Source organism: Pseudomonas palleroniana, from assembly GCF_003031675.1.
Taxonomy (GTDB): Bacteria; Pseudomonadota; Gammaproteobacteria; order Pseudomonadales; family Pseudomonadaceae; genus Aquipseudomonas; species Aquipseudomonas palleroniana.
On record NZ_PYWX01000052.1, the window covers coordinates 25,727 to 44,703 of the forward strand.

Annotated in this window: 19 protein-coding genes; 8 read left to right on the forward strand and 11 right to left on the reverse strand. The window is 59.5% G+C overall.

The annotated features are described in order from the left end of the window. Positions 1–12 precede the first annotated feature (12 nt). The 4 genes from C9383_RS17630 to C9383_RS17645 all read left to right on the forward strand — a co-directional run bounded on the left by C9383_RS17630 (position 13) and on the right by C9383_RS17645 (position 3,631). Complete coding sequence (locus tag C9383_RS17630; RefSeq protein WP_090371446.1) at positions 13–759, forward strand: hypothetical protein; 747 nt, start codon at positions 13–15, stop codon at positions 757–759. A 61-nt stretch (positions 760–820) separates the two neighbouring features. Beyond that, positions 821–1,501: a C39 family peptidase gene (locus tag C9383_RS17635; protein WP_090371448.1), complete on the forward strand. Its 681-nt coding sequence runs from the start codon at positions 821–823 to the stop codon at positions 1,499–1,501. Positions 1,502–1,538: 37 nt separating this feature from the next. Further along, entirely contained in the window at positions 1,539–2,282 is a 744-nt protein-coding gene (locus tag C9383_RS17640; RefSeq protein WP_090371450.1) for a hypothetical protein, read from the forward strand. Between the two features lie 47 nt (positions 2,283–2,329). Next, on the forward strand, positions 2,330–3,631 hold the full coding sequence (locus C9383_RS17645) for a hypothetical protein (protein ID WP_090371452.1): 1,302 nt from the start codon (positions 2,330–2,332) through the stop codon (positions 3,629–3,631). A gap of 104 nt (positions 3,632–3,735) precedes the next feature. Here C9383_RS17645 and C9383_RS17650 read toward each other — a convergent pair whose 3' ends face one another. Next, on the reverse strand, positions 3,736–5,061 hold the full coding sequence (locus C9383_RS17650; RefSeq protein ID WP_090371455.1) for a sigma-54 dependent transcriptional regulator: 1,326 nt from the start codon (positions 5,059–5,061) through the stop codon (positions 3,736–3,738). A 346-nt stretch (positions 5,062–5,407) separates the two neighbouring features. Here C9383_RS17650 and C9383_RS17655 point away from each other — a divergent pair, with 346 nt between their 5' ends. Next, entirely contained in the window at positions 5,408–5,668 is a 261-nt protein-coding gene (locus C9383_RS17655; RefSeq protein ID WP_025857279.1) for a hypothetical protein, read from the forward strand. A 66-nt stretch (positions 5,669–5,734) separates the two neighbouring features. Here the strand turns inward: C9383_RS17655 and C9383_RS17660 are convergent, their stop codons facing one another. Genes C9383_RS17660 through gnd form a run of 3 tightly spaced genes read right to left on the reverse strand, consistent with a single transcriptional unit; the run spans position 5,735 to position 9,059 of the window. Continuing rightward, positions 5,735–6,559: an HAD family hydrolase gene (locus C9383_RS17660; RefSeq protein ID WP_090371457.1), complete on the reverse strand. Its 825-nt coding sequence runs from the start codon at positions 6,557–6,559 to the stop codon at positions 5,735–5,737. After that, positions 6,556–8,079 carry a glucose-6-phosphate dehydrogenase gene (gene zwf, locus C9383_RS17665; protein WP_090371459.1) on the reverse strand — a complete coding sequence of 508 codons (1,524 nt, stop codon included), beginning with the start codon at positions 8,077–8,079 and terminating at the stop codon, positions 6,556–6,558. Before zwf ends, C9383_RS17660 begins: the two co-directional genes overlap by 4 nt. Continuing rightward, positions 8,076–9,059 (reverse strand): phosphogluconate dehydrogenase (NAD(+)-dependent, decarboxylating), encoded by a 984-nt coding sequence (gene gnd / locus C9383_RS17670; protein ID WP_090371461.1) that lies wholly within the window; start codon positions 9,057–9,059, stop codon positions 8,076–8,078. The genes zwf and gnd overlap by 4 nt, the downstream gene beginning before the upstream one ends. 269 nt (positions 9,060–9,328) lie before the next feature. On the opposite strand from gnd, the gene C9383_RS28210 reads away from it, so the two are divergent. The 3 genes from C9383_RS28210 (at position 9,329) to C9383_RS17680 (ending at position 11,786) form a co-directional block, all read left to right on the forward strand. After that, complete coding sequence (locus C9383_RS28210; protein WP_158510695.1) at positions 9,329–9,505, forward strand: DUF6026 family protein; 177 nt, start codon at positions 9,329–9,331, stop codon at positions 9,503–9,505. Positions 9,506–9,663: 158 nt separating this feature from the next. Further along, positions 9,664–11,406, forward strand: coding sequence for a phosphoethanolamine transferase CptA (locus tag C9383_RS17675; RefSeq protein WP_090371463.1), 1,743 nt, complete (start codon positions 9,664–9,666; stop codon positions 11,404–11,406). 158 nt (positions 11,407–11,564) lie between these two features. Beyond that, positions 11,565–11,786 (forward strand): hypothetical protein, encoded by a 222-nt coding sequence (locus C9383_RS17680; protein WP_060757102.1) that lies wholly within the window; start codon positions 11,565–11,567, stop codon positions 11,784–11,786. Positions 11,787–11,886: 100 nt separating this feature from the next. Here C9383_RS17680 and C9383_RS17685 read toward each other — a convergent pair whose 3' ends face one another. From C9383_RS17685 to C9383_RS17715, 7 genes are all read right to left on the reverse strand, one after another. Continuing rightward, positions 11,887–12,378, reverse strand: a complete 492-nt coding sequence (locus C9383_RS17685; protein WP_090371465.1) for a GNAT family N-acetyltransferase — start codon at positions 12,376–12,378, stop codon at positions 11,887–11,889. 150 nt (positions 12,379–12,528) lie between these two features. Next, entirely contained in the window at positions 12,529–13,650 is a 1,122-nt protein-coding gene (zapE, locus tag C9383_RS17690) for a cell division protein ZapE (protein ID WP_090371467.1), read from the reverse strand. A 15-nt stretch (positions 13,651–13,665) separates the two neighbouring features. Further along, positions 13,666–14,001, reverse strand: coding sequence for a nuclear transport factor 2 family protein (locus C9383_RS17695; RefSeq protein WP_090371469.1), 336 nt, complete (start codon positions 13,999–14,001; stop codon positions 13,666–13,668). A gap of 52 nt (positions 14,002–14,053) precedes the next feature. After that, positions 14,054–14,770 (reverse strand): helix-turn-helix transcriptional regulator, encoded by a 717-nt coding sequence (locus C9383_RS17700; protein WP_090371471.1) that lies wholly within the window; start codon positions 14,768–14,770, stop codon positions 14,054–14,056. A gap of 435 nt (positions 14,771–15,205) precedes the next feature. Further along, on the reverse strand, positions 15,206–17,863 hold the full coding sequence (pepN, locus tag C9383_RS17705) for an aminopeptidase N (protein WP_090371475.1): 2,658 nt from the start codon (positions 17,861–17,863) through the stop codon (positions 15,206–15,208). Positions 17,864–17,876: 13 nt separating this feature from the next. Continuing rightward, positions 17,877–18,707, reverse strand: a complete 831-nt coding sequence (locus C9383_RS17710; protein WP_090371477.1) for a DUF2797 domain-containing protein — start codon at positions 18,705–18,707, stop codon at positions 17,877–17,879. Further along, on the reverse strand, positions 18,704–18,964 hold the full coding sequence (locus tag C9383_RS17715; RefSeq protein WP_060757109.1) for a YeaC family protein: 261 nt from the start codon (positions 18,962–18,964) through the stop codon (positions 18,704–18,706). The genes C9383_RS17710 and C9383_RS17715 overlap by 4 nt, the downstream gene beginning before the upstream one ends. Positions 18,965–18,977 lie beyond the last annotated feature (13 nt).

Sequence of the window (18,977 nt, forward strand, 5' to 3'; positions counted from 1 at the left end):
AGGAGAAACACCATGAAACCTCAAATGGCTCTGAAACCACTGGTTTTCGCTCTCGCCGCACTCATGGCTGCCGCTGCTCAAGCAGGGGGTGGCTGGCACCCTGCCCCTCAACCCACCGGTACTGTTGCCTCCGTCGTGACGGACGTGCAAAAAAGTGCACACAACAAATTCGACGATACCAAAACCGAAAACAATGCTTCGGCTGATGGCTCGGTCACCAACAACAGCGGTAACGTTGGGGTAAACGCGCAGGCGGGTTCGGGCAACCAAGCTGACAACGCCGGTGCTATCTCCAGTGCCAAAGGCGACTTTGCAACGGTATTTGCAGTGATCGACGTGGATCAAGCCAGCACCCACAACACCTTCACCAACAAAGGCACGCAAAACAATGCGTCGCTGGATAACTCGGTGAACAATAACTCCGGCAACGTGGGCTACAACGGTCAGGCCGGGCAAGGCAACCAGGGTAAAAACAACCTGGCGATCACCACCGCCGATGGTAAAAACATCGCGGCAGCCTCCAACACCGAGCAAAACTCGCTCAACAACACCTACCTCAACGCCGCGGCTACCAGCCATGGCTATGGCTGGGGCAGCAAGGCTCAATACGTGTCCAACAACTCCAGCCTCGACAACTCGGTTAACCACAACTCCGGTAACGTGGGTGTGAACCTGCAATCGGGCGGTGGTAACCAAGGCAGCAACAGCCTGTCGATCGGCCAGGGTTGCAGTGTCTGCGCCAGCGGCGTGCGCTTCTGATGCAATGGGGCCTTGGCAACAAGGCCCTTTTTTATTCCAGTGTCCAACAGGTCATACGATCATGCGCCTCGCGACCCTCACCCTCCTGATGCTGCTCACCGGCCCTACGTGGGCGGGCACCATGGCGGTTTCCGCCATGCCTGGCGGTGCAGTCATCTTCAAGAAGGTCGAGAGTATTCGTGAGCGGCGCTTCGCCAACCTGGTGGAACAGAAAACCGATTTCAGCTGCGGTGCCGCGGCACTCGCCACCATCCTGCGCCAAGCCTATTGGCTGGACGTCGACGAAGATCATGTCATCAAAGGCATGCTGGTGACCGCCGACCAGAACCTGGTGCGTACCCAGGGCTTTTCCATGCTGGACATGAAGCGCTATCTCGAAAGCATCGGCATGCGTGCCCGAGGCTACAAAATTGCGCCTGAGACGCTGGTGACGGTGAGAATCCCCGTAGTGGTATTGCTGGAAATTCGAGGCTACAAGCATTTTGTGGTGATGCAGCGCGCCGACAAGGACTGGGTGTATATCGGCGACCCGGTGCTGGGCCATAAACGCTACTCGAAGGACGACTTCGTCAAGGGCTGGAACGGCATCGTATTCGCCGTGCTGGGTGAGGGTTACGACAAGACCAATGTCTTGCTCGACCCGCCCACCCCACTGACCGCCAGGAACATGATGAACAAGTTCAAGCCTCTGGCCGATACCGAGCTGATGGACTTCGGTTTTATCCAAAGCGACTTCTTCTAGAAGCGCAATAAGGAGCAGGACGCTCCAGGAGCTGAAGATGAACACTTCCCGCTGGCTGACCGCCTTGTGTCTGGCAGCCGCAATGCCTGCTTATGCGTCATCGGGGTTCAAACCGATCGAACTCAAGGATTCGGAAATGGCCGACCTGCGTGGCCGTTACGTAATGCCGGGGCGAATCATCAGCTTCGGCATTGTGATGAGCAGCACCTGGACCAACGCCGTGGGCGACACCATTACCGGCAAGGCCAGCATGCAAATCGATAAAACCACGATCACCCCACAGTTCTACGTACAGACCACCGGCGCCACCGGTAGCGGGACTAACCAGCACACCGGTACCGGCAACGTGGTAGGCGGCGCGGGCCTAGGCAGCGGCCAGGGCGTGACCCAGAGCGTACGCACAGCCGGCGATGGCAACACCGCCTACAACGATGTGGGCATCAACATCAGCCAGAACGGCTTCGCCCCCTCCAATGCCGTGCAATCGGGGCAAGTGCTGGTCGCCGGCGGTACCGTCACCGGCGACAGCGCGGCAGGCCGCGTGAGCGTGTCAGCCAACAACGGCGGCCTGCAGATGGCGATCCAGGCCAATCATAACCAAGGCAACAGCCTGCAGCAGATCGGCGGCGGGAATGTGTTGCAAGGTACGGTATTGACCGGCAACTCCAACTTCGTCAACAACATGACCCAGCTCAATGTCGTGATGAACAATGGTCTGAACAATCGCGCGTTGAACTGCAACTTGGATCAACTCAAAGGCCTACGCAATCTCGGTTATTGAACTACGCTGACCCTCGACACTTAAGCATTAAAAGGACGGCTTATTTCATGCAACGATCGTTATCGCTACGTGCGGTGGTCTGTTTGAGTACACTCCTGCCCGCATCCATGTTGTATGCAGCGTCAGATACCGATGTCGAAACCCTCAAACAGGAGCTCCTCGAGCTCAAACAGCGTTACGAAGTGCAGCAAAAAGCCCTCGCGGTGCTGGAACAGCGCGTACGCCAGGTCGAAGACCAACCGGCAACACCCGCGCCGCGCCGCCTGGTCAAGTCGCCCGCCGACTTCAAGAAAGGCGGCACGGCTGTCGCCGGCACAGGTGCCGCAGCGGCGTCCGGAGGCGCGGCAGGCGGCGGCAGTTCCTACGGGCAGTCTCTCAAGGATGATTCGGCCCCCGCGCAAAGTGTGAGCAACCTTTATAACGAAGCCAGCGGCTTTTTCGGCAATGGCAAGTTCAGCGTTGAAACCGGCATTACCTATGCCCGCTACGATGCGCGCCAATTGACCCTCAACGGTTTCCTGGCGCTGGATTCGATCTTCCTGGGCAATCTCAACCTGGACCGGATCAAGTCCGATAGCTGGACCCTTGACCTGACCGCGCGCTACAACGTCGATAACCGTTGGCAGTTCGACGTGAACGCGCCGGTGGTGTACCGCGAGTCGACCTACCAGTCGAGCGGCGCCGGCAACGATGCCACCGCGACATCGGAAGCTTCAGTCACCCGCAATCCAACCCTGGGTGACGTGAACTTCGGCGTGGCGTACAAATTCCTCGACGAAACTCCCAGCCTGCCGGATGCAGTGGTCTCTCTGCGGGTCAAGGCACCTACGGGTAAAGACCCGTTTGGCATCAAGCTGATCAAGCAACCCGACAACGACAACCTTTTCCTGCCCGAAAGCCTGCCTACGGGTAACGGTGTCTGGTCGATCACCCCTGGTATTTCCCTGGTCAAGACCTTCGACCCGGCGGTGTTGTTTGGCTCGCTGTCCTACACCCACAATTTCGAGGAGTCGTTTGACGATATCAGCAGCGACGTCAACCAGAAAGTGGGCGGCAAGGTGCGCCTGGGCGACAGCTTCCAGATCGGCGCCGGCGTCGCCTTCGCGCTCAACGAGAAGATGAGCATGTCGTTCTCGGTGTCCGACCTCGTGCAGCGCCAGAGCAAGCTCAAGCCGGACGGCCGCGACTGGCAGTCGGTAGTCTCCAGCGATGCCAATGCCGGCTACTTCAACGTGGGCATGACCATTGCGGCCTCCGACAACCTGACCATCGTGCCGAACCTGGCCATCGGCATCACGCCGGATGCGCCTTCGTTCAGTTTCAGCCTGAAGTTCCCGTACTACTTCTGACGCAAAGGGCTGCTTTGCAGCCTGGAACACTCAAAAGGAAAGTCCCGACAGGAAAAAGCCCCGCAACGATAAGGGTCGTTGCGGGGCTTTTTGGTTTACCCGCCCTAGCGGATCTGGTGTTTGTGCAGCAACCGGTAGAACGTTGGCCGTGATACGCCCAGTACACGGGCTGCGACACTCAGGTTGTCGCTGTACCGGTTGAGCACATCGCACAGCGCCTGGCGTTCGGCGCGGTGCTTGTAATCTTCCAGTGTAGCCATCACTGGCGCGATTGCCTGCCGGCTTTGCAAACCCAGATCGGCGGCTTCGATTTGCCGCCCCTCCGCCAGCACCAGGCCGCGCCGTACGCGGTTGGCCAACTCGCGCACATTGCCCGGCCACAGGTGCTCGCCCATGGCAACCAACGCATCCTCACTGAAACTGCGCGGACGACGACCGGTTTCCTGACTGTAAAAATGCGAAAAATGGTTGGCCAGCATCCCTACATCACCATGACGCTCGCGTAACGGCGCAGTCACCACCTGCAGCACATTGAGCCGGTAATACAGATCTTCACGAAACGAGCCCTTTGCCACGGCGGCTTCGAGGTCGACGTGAGTCGCGGCCAGTACCCGTACATCCACCGGGATGGGCCGGCTGCCCCCCACCCGTTCGATCTGTTTTTCTTGCAGGAAGCGCAACAGGTTGGCCTGCAACTCCAGGGGCAAGTCACCGATCTCATCCAGGAACAGCGTGCCGCCGTGGGCCGCTTCGATCCGCCCGACCTTGCGTTGATGGGCACCGGTAAACGCACCTTTTTCGTGGCCAAACAGCTCGGACTGGATCAAATGTTCGGGAATCGCGCCGCAATTGATGGCGACAAAGGGTTTGCCATGGCGCTGTGACTGGCGATGCAGGGTCTTGGCCGCCAGTTCCTTGCCGGTACCACTGTCACCACGAATCAACACCGGTGACTCGGTGGGCGCCAGTTTTGCCAGCAGTTTGCGCAGCTCGCGGATCGGGCGGCTGTCGCCGAGCAGCTCATGCTCGGGCTCGTCGACCCGCGCGTGGCATTTGCCACGCAGGCGCGCCATGCCAAAGGCACGGCCGAGGGTGACCTGCACCCTGGAGACGTCGAACGGCAAGGTATGAAAGTCGAAAAACCATTCACAGACAAAATCGCCGACGTTTTGCAGGCGCAGCACATCCTGGCTGAGTACGGCGATCCATTCGGTACCGCTGCGGCTGATCAACTCCTTGACCGCCTCCGGGCGTTCCAGGTGCGAGGGGTGCAAACGCAGCAGGCCGACATCGCAGGATCGCTCGCCCACGGCTTCCAGGTCGCAACTGTCCACCTCCCAGCCGGCGCTGCGTAAACCGGGTAACAGCCCATGGCAATCGTCACAGGGGTCAACCACGAGCAGGCGGCGCTGGACAGGTGTAACAACCATGACTATTCCCTGACGTCAAAATGACTAAAGTTATTTAGAAACAATAGTTTGTGGCAGCTGCTGATAACCCTAGCAAGATCTTGACGCAGGCTTTGTACTAATTCGCTATAAGGAGGCGGCAAAAAGCCACTTTCTCAGCGCATCTACAAAAAAGTTGCGGCGCGCGCAAACTTTCATTCAGCTTTCAAAACAGCCGCTTACATGACTCTAATCAGGAAAAGTCGAAATTTCTTGTTTTAACATGTGACCCGTACCCCGCCATCGTGCATCAGTACAAGTAACCCGCCGCACGGTCAGCCCAACCGACGGCATTTCACTTGAATGGGCATTGAGAGAGACGACCCACATGAACGCCCCGCTCCGCATCAACGAAGCTCTTTTGATCGCAGACCGTGCTTTCCAGCCCTTTCAGTGCGTAGCCTGGCACGATGGCAATGGTGCCCTCAGCCTGAGCGTCATCGACCGCACTAATACCCGTATTGGCAGCAAACAACTTTCGTCGAGCGCCTACACCGACCCGGCACAATTGGAAGACTTGTTGTTGCAGGCCCGCGCTGAACTCGACAAAGATGGCTACCAGTTGCAGTCCTGGGCAATGCCAAAGTAAGCCGCTGCGCTAACTTGCGCTCACTGTAGAACAGCGAGCGCAAGTTCGGCATTGGAACTTAAGGGTTTATCGCGCCGCGAGAATAAAGCGCTCAAACGCTTGCGCCGCGCCATCCTCGAGATTGCTGCCGGTGACGACACTGGCTTGGCGCTTGACGGTTTCTTCCGCCTGGCCCATGGCAATCGAAAAACCCGCCACATGAAACATCGCCGGGTCATTGCCGCCATCACCGATGGCGGCTGTCTGCTCAAGCGGTATGCCAAGGTGCGCCGCCAACGTCTTCAAGGCTTCGCCTTTATTGGCCAGCATGGCCGTCACATCCAGATAAACCGGTTGCGAACGCGAGACCTGGGCCAAACCCTGCACCTTGGGCTGCAAGCGTGCTTCCAGCTCCACCAGCAACTGGGTGTTTTGACTGGCCGCGACAATCTTGTCGACCCGATCCAGGTACGGCTCGAAGCTCTCGACCACTTTCGGACCGTAGCCAAGACCATCGGCTTCACGCTGTACCATCGGACCTGGGGGGTCGCGACGCAACCAGTCGCCATCGGCAAATACCCAGACCTCTACGTCCGGCTCGCCGGAGAACAGCGCCAACGTCACCAACGCCGCCTCCGCCGGCAAGTGGTGGGCGACCAGGATGCTGCCGTCCGGGTTGATCAGCGTGCCGCCATTGAAGCCCGCAACCGGCACATCGATCCCGAAGGCCTCGATCATATGCAACATGGCCTTGGGCGGCCGCCCGCTGGCCAGGCTGAAGAGCACGCCGGCATCGCGCAGCGCGTGTACCGTATCCAGGGTGCGTTGGCTGGGCTGATGATCGGGACGCAAGAGCGTCCCGTCCATATCACTCAAGACGAATCGGATGGGATGAATCGCTGCGTCATTCATCCCAGAGCGTGCCAGCTACGACCATCGCGGGCCAGCAACGCGTCGGCGGCTGCCGGGCCGTCTTCACCGGCCTTGTAGGCCTGGATGCCGTCATCCTCTTTCCAGGCATCGAGGAACGGTTGCACGGCGCGCCAGCCGTTCTCGATGTTGTCGGCACGCTGGAACAAGGTCTGATCACCCGTCATGCAGTCGTAGATCAGGGTTTCATAACCCGTCGACGGTTGCATCTCGAAGAAGTCCTTGTAGTCGAAGCCCAATTCGATATTGGCCATTTCCAGGGTCGGCCCAGGCTGTTTGGCCAACAGGTCGAACCACATGCCTTCGTTGGGCTGGATCTGGATTTTCAGGTAAGTCGGCTTGAGTTCATCCACCTCGGTGTCGCGGAACTGCGCATAGGGCGCATGCTTGAAGCAGATCACGATCTCGGTGTCACGGATGCTCATGCGTTTGCCGGTACGCAGGTAGAACGGCACGCCGACCCAACGCCAGTTGTCGATCATCACCTTGAGGGCAACGAAGGTCTCAGTACTGCTGTCGGGCGCGACATTCGCCTCTTCGCGGTAACCGGGCAGCGACTTGCCGCCGATCTCACCGGCGGTGTACTGGCCACGTACCGAGTTGGCCCGGGCTTCCTCCAGGGACCACGGTCGGATAGCACCGACGACCTTGGCCTTCTCGCCGCGCACCGCATCGGCACCGAACGCTGCCGGAGGTTCCATCGCCACCATCGCCAGCAACTGGAACAGGTGGTTGGGCACCATGTCGCGCAGGGTACCGGTTTTCTCGAAGAAATTACCCCGGGTTTCCACGCCGACGGTTTCGGCGGCGGTGATCTGTACGTGGTCGATGTAATGGTTGTTCCAGAAAGCCTCGAACAGCACGTTGGAGAAACGGCTGATCAGGATGTTCTGCACCGTTTCCTTGCCCAGGTAATGGTCGATGCGATAAATCTGCTTCTCGCTCATCACCTTGAGCAGGCACGCGTTGAGCGCTTCGGCAGTGGCCAGGTCGGAACCGAAAGGTTTTTCGATGACCACACGGCGAAAGGCCTCGTCCGTTTCGTTGAGCAGCCCGGCGCTGCCCAGGCGCTGCACCACGTCACTGAAGAAACGCGGTGCGGTGGCCAGGTAAAACACCGCGTTACCGGTGCCGCTTTCGGCGATCTTCTTGCCGATATCGGCGTAGGTCGCGTCGTCGAGGAAGTCGCCCTCGACGTAGCTGATACCTTTGGCCAGCTGCGCCCACAGCTCAGGGTCCAATGCGTTTCCAGCACTGCCCCTGACCTTGCTTGCCGCCTCGGTGCGAATGAAATCTTCAAGCTTCTTGGCGAAGTCGGCGTCACTGATAGCATTGTGATCAACGCCAACAATACGCAGGCCATCGCCCAGCAACCCATCCCGATTGAGGTTATACAGCGCCGGCATGAGCAGGCGCTTGACCAGATCACCATGGGCACCAAACAGAAACAGTGTGGTGGGCGGGGCGGGTTCGGCCTTGGGTTTCTTGCCGTTGGCGGTCATTTTTTGGAAGTCTCCACGTGACCGCCAAAGCCGAAGCGCATGGCAGACAGCATTTTGTCACCGTAGGTGCTCTGCTGGCGCGAACGGAAACGTGCAAACAACGAAGTGGACAGCACCGGCACCGGCACCGCTTGCTCCATGGCGGCCTCGATGGTCCAGCGACCTTCGCCACTGTCGGCGACGGAACCGGAGTAACCGTCGAGTTTCGGGTCGGTGGCCAGGGCGTCGGCGGTCAGGTCCAGCAACCACGACGAGACCACGCTGCCACGGCGCCACACTTCGGCGATGTCGGCGACGTTGAGGTCAAAGCGTTGGTCTTCCGGCAGGTTTTCCGAGTTCTTGGTCTTGAGAATGTCAAAACCTTCGGCGAACGCCTGCATCATGCCGTACTCGATGCCGTTGTGAATCATCTTGACGAAGTGGCCGGAGCCCGCAGGGCCGGCGTGGATGTAGCCCTGTTCGGCACGTGGGTCGGCATCGGCGGCGCGGTCCTTGGTACGAGGGATGCTGCCCAGACCCGGCGCCAGGCTCTTGAAGATCGGGTCCAGGCGCTGCACGGTCTGCGCGTCGCCGCCGATCATCATGCAATAACCGCGCTCCAGGCCCCAGACGCCGCCGGAAGTGCCCACGTCGACGTAGTGCAGGCCCTTTTCGGCCAAGGCCTTGGCGCGACGCACATCGTCTTTATAGTTGGTGTTGCCGCCATCGATGATGGCGTCACCGTCTTCAAGCAGTGTGCTCAGTTCGTTGATGGTGTCTTCGGTGGGCGCGCCTGCCGGCAACATGACCCAGACGGTACGCGGCTTCTGCAGCCCGGCAACCAGGGCCTTGAGGTCGGCAACGCCGGTGGCGCCCTCCTCGCTCAAGCCTTTGACGAATGCTTCGTTACGGTCGTATACAACGGTGGTATGCCCATTGAGCATCAGGCGCCGCGCAATGTTACCGCCCATGCGGCCTAGTCCGATAATCCCCAGTTGCATGTGCTGATGCTCCTAACTACTAAAAAATGTGTGACATAGTTTATAGCGCAATGAGGCTAATGAGGATTAGTCCAGAGCAGATCCGTGTAGTTTCATGACAAAAAAGTCGCCATCGTTTCAACATCACCCCACCAAAAGTCACACGACCACCAAAAATAAAAAAGTTCCCTTGATCCAAAAAAGAATTCAGACTTGCTCTCGACTGATGCCGAGAACCTCGAACCGAGCACTCCGGCACCGCGATCTACCGGCTATTTGCGAGGTAAGCAATGAGCGCAGTACAAATGACCAAACCGCCGCAAACCCTCTACGTCACCGTTCGTCGCGATGAACTGCGCCAGCTCAAAGACGAACGCGATCAGTTGCAGCAAGAGGTTCTGCGCCTACGCTCGCAACTGCAAGCCCAGCTGGAACAGCCGTCGGGCACCAAGCCTGCACTCTGCTAAGCGCCGCACGCCAGAGCGTTGCAAGGCAATGCCTACAGAAAACTCACAAAGTTTTCACATACCTGTCCCGATACTTCCGACCCGCGATGCCGCTCACTTACCGAGCGGCCTGATGCCGTGCGCGTGTGCGCGGCAATCATTGACTGATGGGGCGCTGGATGGCGATGTTCAAACGCAGCACGACGACTGCGAAAGGCTTTGACTGGGCCGGCCTGGGCTGGCTGTTTCTGTTTTTCTGGTATTTCTCGGGTATTACCCAACTACTCATCCAACTGACCGGCACGTCCGGCTTCAGTGGGTTCCGGCAAGCCTTCTTCCTGAGCGCGCTGTGGCTGGCACCCATGTTGCTGTTCCCGCGCCGCACGCGCCTGCTCGCCGCCTTGATCGGTGTTGTGCTGTGGGCATGCTCCATGGCCAGCCTGGGTTATTTCTTCATCTACCAGCAGGAATTTTCCCAGAGCGTCATCTTCATCATGTTCGAATCGAACATCTCTGAAGCCGGCGAATATGCCACCCAATACTTTGCCTGGTGGATCATATTGGCGTTCATCGCCCATACCGCCATGGCGGTTTTCCTGTGGACGCGCCTGCGCCCGGTCTACCTGCCTCGTGGCCAGTCGATACTGGCCGCCGTCGCGATCGTCGTAGCCGTGGTCGGTTACCCACTGGTCAAGCAGTTCGCCACCAGCGACACCCGGGAACAAGCGATTGAGCGCTTCGAAAGCCGCATCGAGCCGGCGGTGCCGTGGCAGATGATCGTTGCCTATCGCCGCTACACCGAGCAACTGAACAACATGCAAGGCATGCTGACCAGTGCCAGCCAGATTCCCCCCTTGAAAAACCTCAAGGACACCATGGCCGGCCAACCGTCGACCCTGGTACTGGTCATCGGTGAGTCCACCAACCGCCAGCGCATGAGCCTCTACGGTTACCCGCGCAACACTACGCCGGAGCTGGACAAGCTGCGCGACCAACTGGCCGTGTTCGATAACGTCATCACCCCGCGCCCCTACACCATCGAAGCGCTGCAACAGGTGCTGACCTTCGCCGACGAAGAGAACCCGGATCTTTACCTCAAGACGCCGTCGATCGTCAGCGTGATGAAACAGGCCGGCTACAAGACCTTCTGGATCACCAACCAGCAGACCATGACCAAGCGCAACACCATGCTCACGACCTTCTCCGAGCAGGCCGACGAGCAGGTGTACCTGAACAACAACCGTAACCAGAATGCTCGCCAATACGACGGTGACGTGCTGGCACCCTTCTCCAAGGCCCTGGCCGATACCGCCGAGCGCAAGTTCATCGTGGTGCACCTGCTGGGCACGCACATGAGCTACCAGTACCGCTACCCGGAAACCTTCGAGAAATTCACCGATCGCCAGGGCGTGCCCGAGGGCATCAGCGATGAACAGTTGCCGATCTACAACAGCTACGACAACGCTGTGCTGTACAACGACTTCGTGGTCTCGAGCCTGATCAAGGACTACGCCAAGACCGATCCGAACGGTTTCCTGCTGTACCTGTCGGACCACGGCGAGGACGTCTACGACTCGGCCGGACACAGCACGCTGGGCCGTAACGAGGGCAAACCGACAGCGCCGATGTACACGATTCCATTCATGGCCTACGCCTCGCCCAAATGGCGTGAAACCCACGACTGGAGCTTCGCCGCAGACTTGCAGCGCCCGTACAGCAGCGCACAGCTGATCCACACCTGGGCCGACCTGGCCGGGCTGAGTTTCGATGAGTGGGACCGCAGCAAGAGCCTGGTCAACGACAGCTTCAAGCCACGCCCCCGCTTGATTGGCGACCCCTATGCACGCCAGCAGAAGAGCTTGATTGATTTCAGCTTGCTCAAGCCAAAAGCCGCGGACGCTTCCGACGTCGTTCTCAAGTAATCATTGACTGATTATTCCGATATTCCCGAAGTTAACAAAAACGTTAACTTCGGGTCATCACCGCGTTAACCCCCAGTTAATAAGATAGGCCCATAGTCGCTCCATGAATCTAATCACGGAACGACTGGATACCTTTCACTCTTAACGGGAATACTGCCATGAAACTTTCGACTTTAATGCTTGCCAGCCTGATGACCCTGACTTCCGCCGCTGCCTTTGCCGAAGGCGGTTCAGAGCGTTCGAAAGAGTTCTACAACAACTTCAACCTGGTCCAGCAGCAAACCCACGGCACGAATGAACAGACTGCGTCCGCCGATGGCAAGTCGGTAAAAGCCTCCAGTGTTGAACAGAACCGTTCAGAGCCGCTTCCGAAAAGTTGATTTAACGCTGACTTAATCCGTATACCCCTGTGCCACTTCGCTCCTGTGGCAAAGGTTAACTTGGCGCCACTTGATGGCGCCTTTTTTATGCCTGCGTTTATTAAAGCGACTTCTTCCAGAACAACATGCGACCGTGGGCCGGATCAAAGACCGAGTCTTCAAAGCCAAACTTGCGATACGCCGATTGCGCGACGGCGTTACCCTCCAGCACTTCCAGAGTGATCTTGCAGCAACCCCGTTGACGCGCGATCTCTTCAACCTTCTGCAGCATTTTCTGGCTCAGCCCCAAGCCACGGAACGCCTGCATCACCACGACGTCGTGGACATTGACCAACGGGCGACAGGCGAAGGTCGAGAAACCTTCAAAGCAATTGACCAACCCCGCCGGCTCGCCACCGACAAACGCCAGTACGCTGAATGCGTGGGGGCGCTTGGCCAATTCGGCAGGCAGTTGCTCCAACAGGTCGGCCGGCAAGGCATGGCCTCCGCCCATCGGGTCCTGCGCGTAGTGATTAAGCACTTGGCCAATGGCCTCGGCGTGCACAGGGTTTGTGTAGCTGGCTTGCAGCACCAGGATATCTGGGGTGTCCATTGCCTTCCTCGATCGCGACAACAAGGGAACCGGTTCCCTTTGAGAACGAGGATTGTAAGCGTGGAGCCGGACGCAGATGAAGGAGATTAACTACAAATGCCCGACAGAAAGCACGAAGGTTGTGCGTTTCCAAAACGCACCAACTACGTTTTAAGTGGATTTTTCCCCGGCGCCGAAACGCTGCAACTGCATCTCTTGCAAGCGGCTCAAGGTACGCCGGAACGCAAATTCCAGGTAGCCCTCGGTGTAGAGCTGCTGCAGCGGCACCTGCGCCTCGATAAACAGCGGCACCTTGCGGTCGTAGCACTCATCCACCAGCGCGATGAAGCGCCGCACGCTGTCATCGTGCACCGACAGGGCCGGTAATTCGCGATCTCCGGCTTCGACACGCTGCGCACCATCTTCGGTGCCACGGGCGATGCGGCCCGGCCGGGTCTGCGCACTCAGGCAGGGAACCTCACCGAGCAGAATGGCCTTGAACCGATCGCACAACAGCATGAAGTCCATTGCCGACAGTGGTTGCTCGCACAGATCGGCATAGCGGCACCACACTACGCTGTCGCTGAAGCGCACGGCCGCAAGACTTCGGTGGCCCACGCTGAGCGGCCCGTCGGATACCACCTGCCCTTCGCTCAATTGCTTGAACAGCGTGGCAAGCGCCTCCGGCTGATTAACCCAATAACGCTGCAGGCCGGCTCCCGGATGCAAACGGTGGTCTTCAGCGCCGTCCACTGCCACCACCTGCATATGCCGCTTGATGGCCTCGATACCCGGCAGGAAGCGTTCGCGATTGAAACCATCGGCGTACAGTTGCTCCGGCGGCTGGTTGGACGTGCAGACCATCACTACCCCTTCCTCGAACATCACCTGGAACAGGCGACCGAGGATGATCGCGTCACCGATGTCATTGACGAACAGTTCATCAAAACACAGCACACGCACTTCGCGGCTCAACTCGCGAGCCAATGCCTGCAAGGGATCTTGAATGCCGGTGAGCTGGAACAGGCGTTGATGCACCCACCCCATGAAGTGATGAAAATGCTGGCGCCGGGCAGGTACTTTCAGGCTCTGGTAGAACTGGTCCATCAACCAGGTCTTGCCACGCCCCACCGGGCCCCACAGGTAAACCCCGGTGATGGGCGAGTGGCCTTGGTGCAAGGCTGCGTGGCAAGCCTGCAAGGCGTCCACCGCCCGACGCTGGGCGTCGTCGGGCACGAAACCTTGCTGGTTGATGGCCTGTTGGTAAGCGGCGAGTGGAGAGTCGAATGTCATGGCCGCCAGTATGACTTACAGCGAGATATCCAACCGTGAAATCTTGCCCTGCTCGTTCAGGCGAAAGGTGTAGCGCAGCTCCAGCGGGCTACCGGGAAAATTGCCATGCACCACATTGCTGACCAGCACCTTGCCGGTGCGGTGTTGAACCTTGAGTACCTCGACCCGAGGCTGGTAGCGACGCCCAGTGTCCTCCATCCATCGTGCAATGGCGGCGGTGCCGACCTGATGCTCGCCTTCATCGAATACGTTGGCGTCGTCGGCAAAGCAGTGGGCAACCGCCGAAGTGTCATAGGTATTGGCCGCCTCGATATAGGCCGCGATGGCCGGGGCCAATTCAGGAAGGGACATGGCACAGCTCCTTTTTTGGTGATTTATGGCGCCATGCTAAGCCAGGTTTGTGTCAGCTTTTGTCAGGAGTAAAGGGCGCGGATTCCTGTTGTTCCATCAGCTTGCGCCAACCTCGCAGCAGGTCACTGCGTCGCCCTGGGTAGCGCTCGCCCTGGTTCGCCGCAGCAGCCACACGGTCGGTACGAAAGGTCCGATAGGCCCCGCGCAACTCGCACCACGCCACAATGACCCGCACCTCATTGAGAAAACCCAGCGCCAGCGGCCAGATCAGGCGCTGGCTCTGGGTCTGGCTGGCATCGGCGTAATCGATATGCAACTTGGCTTGATGGTTGATGGCTTCGCGAAACACGTTGAGCGGCACGCGGTTTTCCGGGTAGCCGAAGCCCGGCGGCCCGGGCAAGAGCGTCGGGTTGCGCAACGCTTCCTGGGCGGCGGGGTCGAGCACATCCGCAATTTTCGCCAGGGCGTTGGCGGCAGCGCGGCTCAGCACGTCATCGCCGCGCTGGTCGACATAACGCAGGCCCAGCACGATGGCTTCGGTTTCCTCGGCATTGAGCATCAAGGGCGGTAGAAACAGACCGGCGCGCAGTACATACCCTACCCCCGCCTCGCCAAAAATCGGCGCGCCCAATGCCGTCAATTCGGCGATATCGCGGTACAGCGTGCGCTCCGAAACCTCCAATTGCGCAGCCAGCACAGCAGCAGTCACCGGCCGTTTCTTGCCCCGCAGGGCTTGGAGCAACGTCAGTAGACGAGTGGTACGCGACATATCGACCCCGGCAAAGCGAAAAGTGCAGCAGCTTAGCAGAGGCCCCTGTCAGAAAATGGCAGCAGCCGATGGCTTACTTCATCCACCCCCACCCCGCCTGTAGTGAGCGGGCTTGCCCTAATGCCTGTCAGTTAAGAGATAGAGCGGACGATGGATAACCTGTGGGAGGGGGCTTGCTCCCGATAGGCCGCGCAGCGGCCTCAAAAATGGGCCTGCTACGCAGTCCATCGGGAGCAAGTCGAATCGTCGCACCGCCCCTCCCACAATGACCGCGTTAAGCCTAAACTGACAGCCATTAGGGCTTGTCCCGCGCTGGGTGGCGCAGCCGCCCTATAACCAGACACCTCGGTTTTTCTGAAACACTGCGGCGTCCTTGTTGGGGCGGCTGCGCCGCCCAGCGCGGGGCAAGCCCGCTCACTACAAGGGTTAGCTGCGTTATGCGAGGCTCTTGCTGACCACCTCGAATACGTCACTCGACAACTCGCCGGACGCAAGAATGCGCTCCAGCTGCGCCTTCATCAGCGCCTGGCGGGTGTCGTCATATTTGCGCCAGCGTGTCAGCGGCGCCAGTTGGCGCGAAGCGATCTGCGGGTTGAGACTGTTCAGCTGGATCACCAGGTCCGCCAGGAAGCGATAACCCGAACCGTCGGCCGCATGGAAGTTGATCAGGTTCTGCCCGGCGAATGCACCAATCAGTGCCCGCACCTTGTTCGGGTTCTTGATGTTGAACGCAGGGTGCTCCATCAACGCCTTGACCCGATCCAGACCGCCCGGCAAGGTGCTGCCGGCCTGCACGCTGAACCATTGGTCCATGACCAGCGGGTTGCCCTTGAAGTTTTCCGCGAACACCGCCAGTGCCTGGGCCTTCTGCGCTTCGAACGGCGAATTGACCAGCACCGCCAACGCGGTCAGGCGTTCGGTCATGTTGTCGCAGGCGTCGAACTGTTCCAGGGTGGCCGCCAGCACTTCGGGCTTGCCGCTGAGCATCAGGTACGACAGCGCGATGTTCTGCAAGGCGCGCCGCGCAAAGTGCTCGGCGGCCGCCACATACGGGGTCTGTCGGGACAGCGCACGGTTGGCCTGATAGCGCAGCCAAAGCGCTTCGAACAGGTGCTCGGCGAGCTGCTGGCGGGCAAACTCACGCGCCGCGTGGATGGCATCGACATCCGCCACTTCGCTGATTTCCGTCAGGTAGGCTTCACTCGGCAATGACAGCATCTCGGCGACCATCGCCTGATCCAGGCGCTCATCGCTCAACACGCTGCGCAAGGCCTCGATCAGGCGTTGATCCAGCTTCAGCGGCTGACCCGCCTGATGCTGGCTGATCAGTTCCTGCAACACCTGCACCGCCAGTTGCTGGCCGGCATCCCAACGGTTGAAGCCGTCGCTGTCGTGCTGCATCAGGAACATCAGCTGATCGCGGCTATACGGGAAGCTCAGTTTCACCGGGGCCGAGAAACCGCGCAGCAGCGAAGGCAACGGCTGTTCGGCGATATCGACGAAGATAAAGGTCTGCTCGGCTTCAGTTACCGAAATCACCCGCGAGGTGCCGGCAGCGCTCGACTCTCCGGCCAGGCGCAAGGCAATGCCGGCGCCCTTGCCGTCCAGCAGGCCCAACTCGACCGGGATCACGAACGGCAGTTTTTCCACCTTGTCCGGCGTCTGCGGGCAGCTTTGGCGGAACGTCAGGCTGTAGGTCTTGGCCGCGGCGTCATAGGACTCGCTGACCGCCAGGCGCGGCGTACCGGCCTGGCTGTACCAGCGCTTGAACTGGCTCAGGTCGGCGCCATTGGCATCTTCCATGGCCTTGACGAAGTCGTCGCACGTCACCGCCTGGCCATCGTGGCGTTCGAAGTACAGGTCGCTGCCTTTGCGGAAGCCTTCGGCCCCCAGCAAGGTGTGGATCATGCCGACCACTTCCGAACCCTTTTCGTACACGGTCAGGGTGTAGAAGTTGGAGATTTCGATAAAGCTTTCCGGGCGCACGGCGTGAGCCATCGGGCCTGCGTCTTCGGCGAACTGGTGAGTGCGCAGGTATGCCACATCCTGAATGCGCTTGACCGTGGCCGAGTTCATGTCGGCGGAGAAGCCCGAATCACGGAATACGGTGAAGCCTTCCTTGAGCGACAGCTGGAACCAGTCGCGGCAGGTCACGCGGTTACCCGACCAGTTGTGGAAGTATTCGTGGGCGACAATCGCCTCCACACGCTGGTGCGCGGCGTCGGTGGCGGTTTCGGCACGGGCCAGCACGGCACTGGAGTTGAAGATGTTCAGGCCCTTGTTTTCCATGGCGCCCATGTTGAAGTCGTTCACGGCCACGATCATGAAAATATCGAGGTCGTACTCGCGCCCGTAGGTTTCTTCATCCCAGCGCATGGATTTTTTCAGGCTGGTCATGGCGTGCTGGCACTTGTCGATATTTTCCGGCTCGACGTAGATGCGCAGCGCCACTTCACGCTGGGTCATGGTGGTGAAGCTGTCTTCCACGCACCACAGATCACCGGCCACCAGCGCGAACAGGTAGGCCGGTTTCTTGAACGGGTCTTCCCAGGTTGCCCAATGACGGCCGTCTTCACCGGGGCCGCTGGCGATCGGGTTACCGTTGCTCAACAGCACGGGGTAGCGGTGTTGCTCGGCGATCACCGTGGTGGTGAAGGTGCTCATCACGTCCGGGCGGTCGAGGTAATAGGTGATCTTGCGAAAGCCCTCGGCCTCGCACTGGGTGCAGAACATACCGCTGGATTTGTACAGGCCTTCCAGCGCGGTGTTGCTTTCCGGGTGGATCTTGACCGTGGTGTCCAGGGTAAAGGTGGCGCTCTTGGGGTGCACGGTCAGGTGGCTGTCGGTCAACTGGTAGTCGGCGTCAGTCAATTCCTGGTCGGCCAGGTTCACGCTCAGCAGCTCCAGCTGCTGGCCATCCAATACCAACGGCGGCAAGCCGGCGCCGCGCTCAGGGTTGCGGCGCATCACCAGTTGCGCGTGGACCAGGCTGTGGTCCTCGAACAACTCGAAGGTCAGGTGTGTTTCGTCGATCAGGTAATCCGGCGCCTGATAATCCTTCAGGTAAATCATCTTCGGTTGTTCGGTGCGCATGGGTGGCATCCTTCTACTGATGCACGGCGAGCTGGTAGGCCGTGTATTTGCGAATATTGATAACGCCGGTATCGAAGATCAGGTATTGGCCCTTGATCCCCAGCAGCGTGCCTTCGGCAATCGGGTTCTTGTCCAGGTTGAAACTGACGATCTTGGCGGGATATTGCTCCACCGGGTAGCGGATTTCGATGGGCTCGATGTCGGTCACCGGTTGGATGGCCTGCAGACCGAAGCGTTCCTGCAAACCGAGCAAGCCGTCGGCGCAGGCGCTGAACAGTTCTTCGCGCACCTGCTTGAGGTCGACCGACTGGGCGTCACCCTTGAGCAGCGCGCGCCAGTTGGTCTTGTCGGCCACTTGGCTGCGGAACAGGTCCTCGACGAAACCCGATTGCTGGCGGGTGGCGACGCGCATGATCGGCAGCGCCTGGCTCGCGCCCTGGTCAAGCCAACGGGTTGGCAGTTGCGTGGCACGGGTGATGCCGACCTTGATCCCCGACGAATTGGCCAGGTAGACCACATGGTCGGTCATGCAGAATTTTTCGCCCCAGCCTGGATCACGGCAGGTGCCGGCGTCGTAATGGCAACGCTCGGGGCTCATGATGCACAGGTCGCACTGGGCCAGTTTGGTCATGCACGGGTAGCAGTAACCCTGGCTGAAACTGGTCTTGGTCTTGCGGCCGCAATGGCTGCAATGGATGGCGCCGAGGTATTCCAGGCGCACGTGAGTACCGATCAACGGGTTGACCGGCACCTCGGTATCACCCAGGCGAAACGCATACTGAACAGTCGGCTCACCAAGTTGCGCCGACATTTTGCTGACTGCACCGCGACCAATTTCAATCAATGGATCGCATCCGACTTGAACAGGATGTTCGGCACCGGCGCCGATTTGGACGCGCATTCCTGCGGGCCCATATAGCCGGTGCGCTGGTCTTCCGGCAGGTTCTGGATTTCCCAGGCGATCACCGCCTGCAGGGACAGTTCGCGCTGCTCGTCGGTGAGCTTGCGGCCATCGGACCATTTGCCGATTTCCACGGCGAGCTTGAGGCTCTCGTAGATATCCGGGGTGATGTTTTCGATCATTTCAGCAAAAGAGGACATAAGGCTCTTCCTT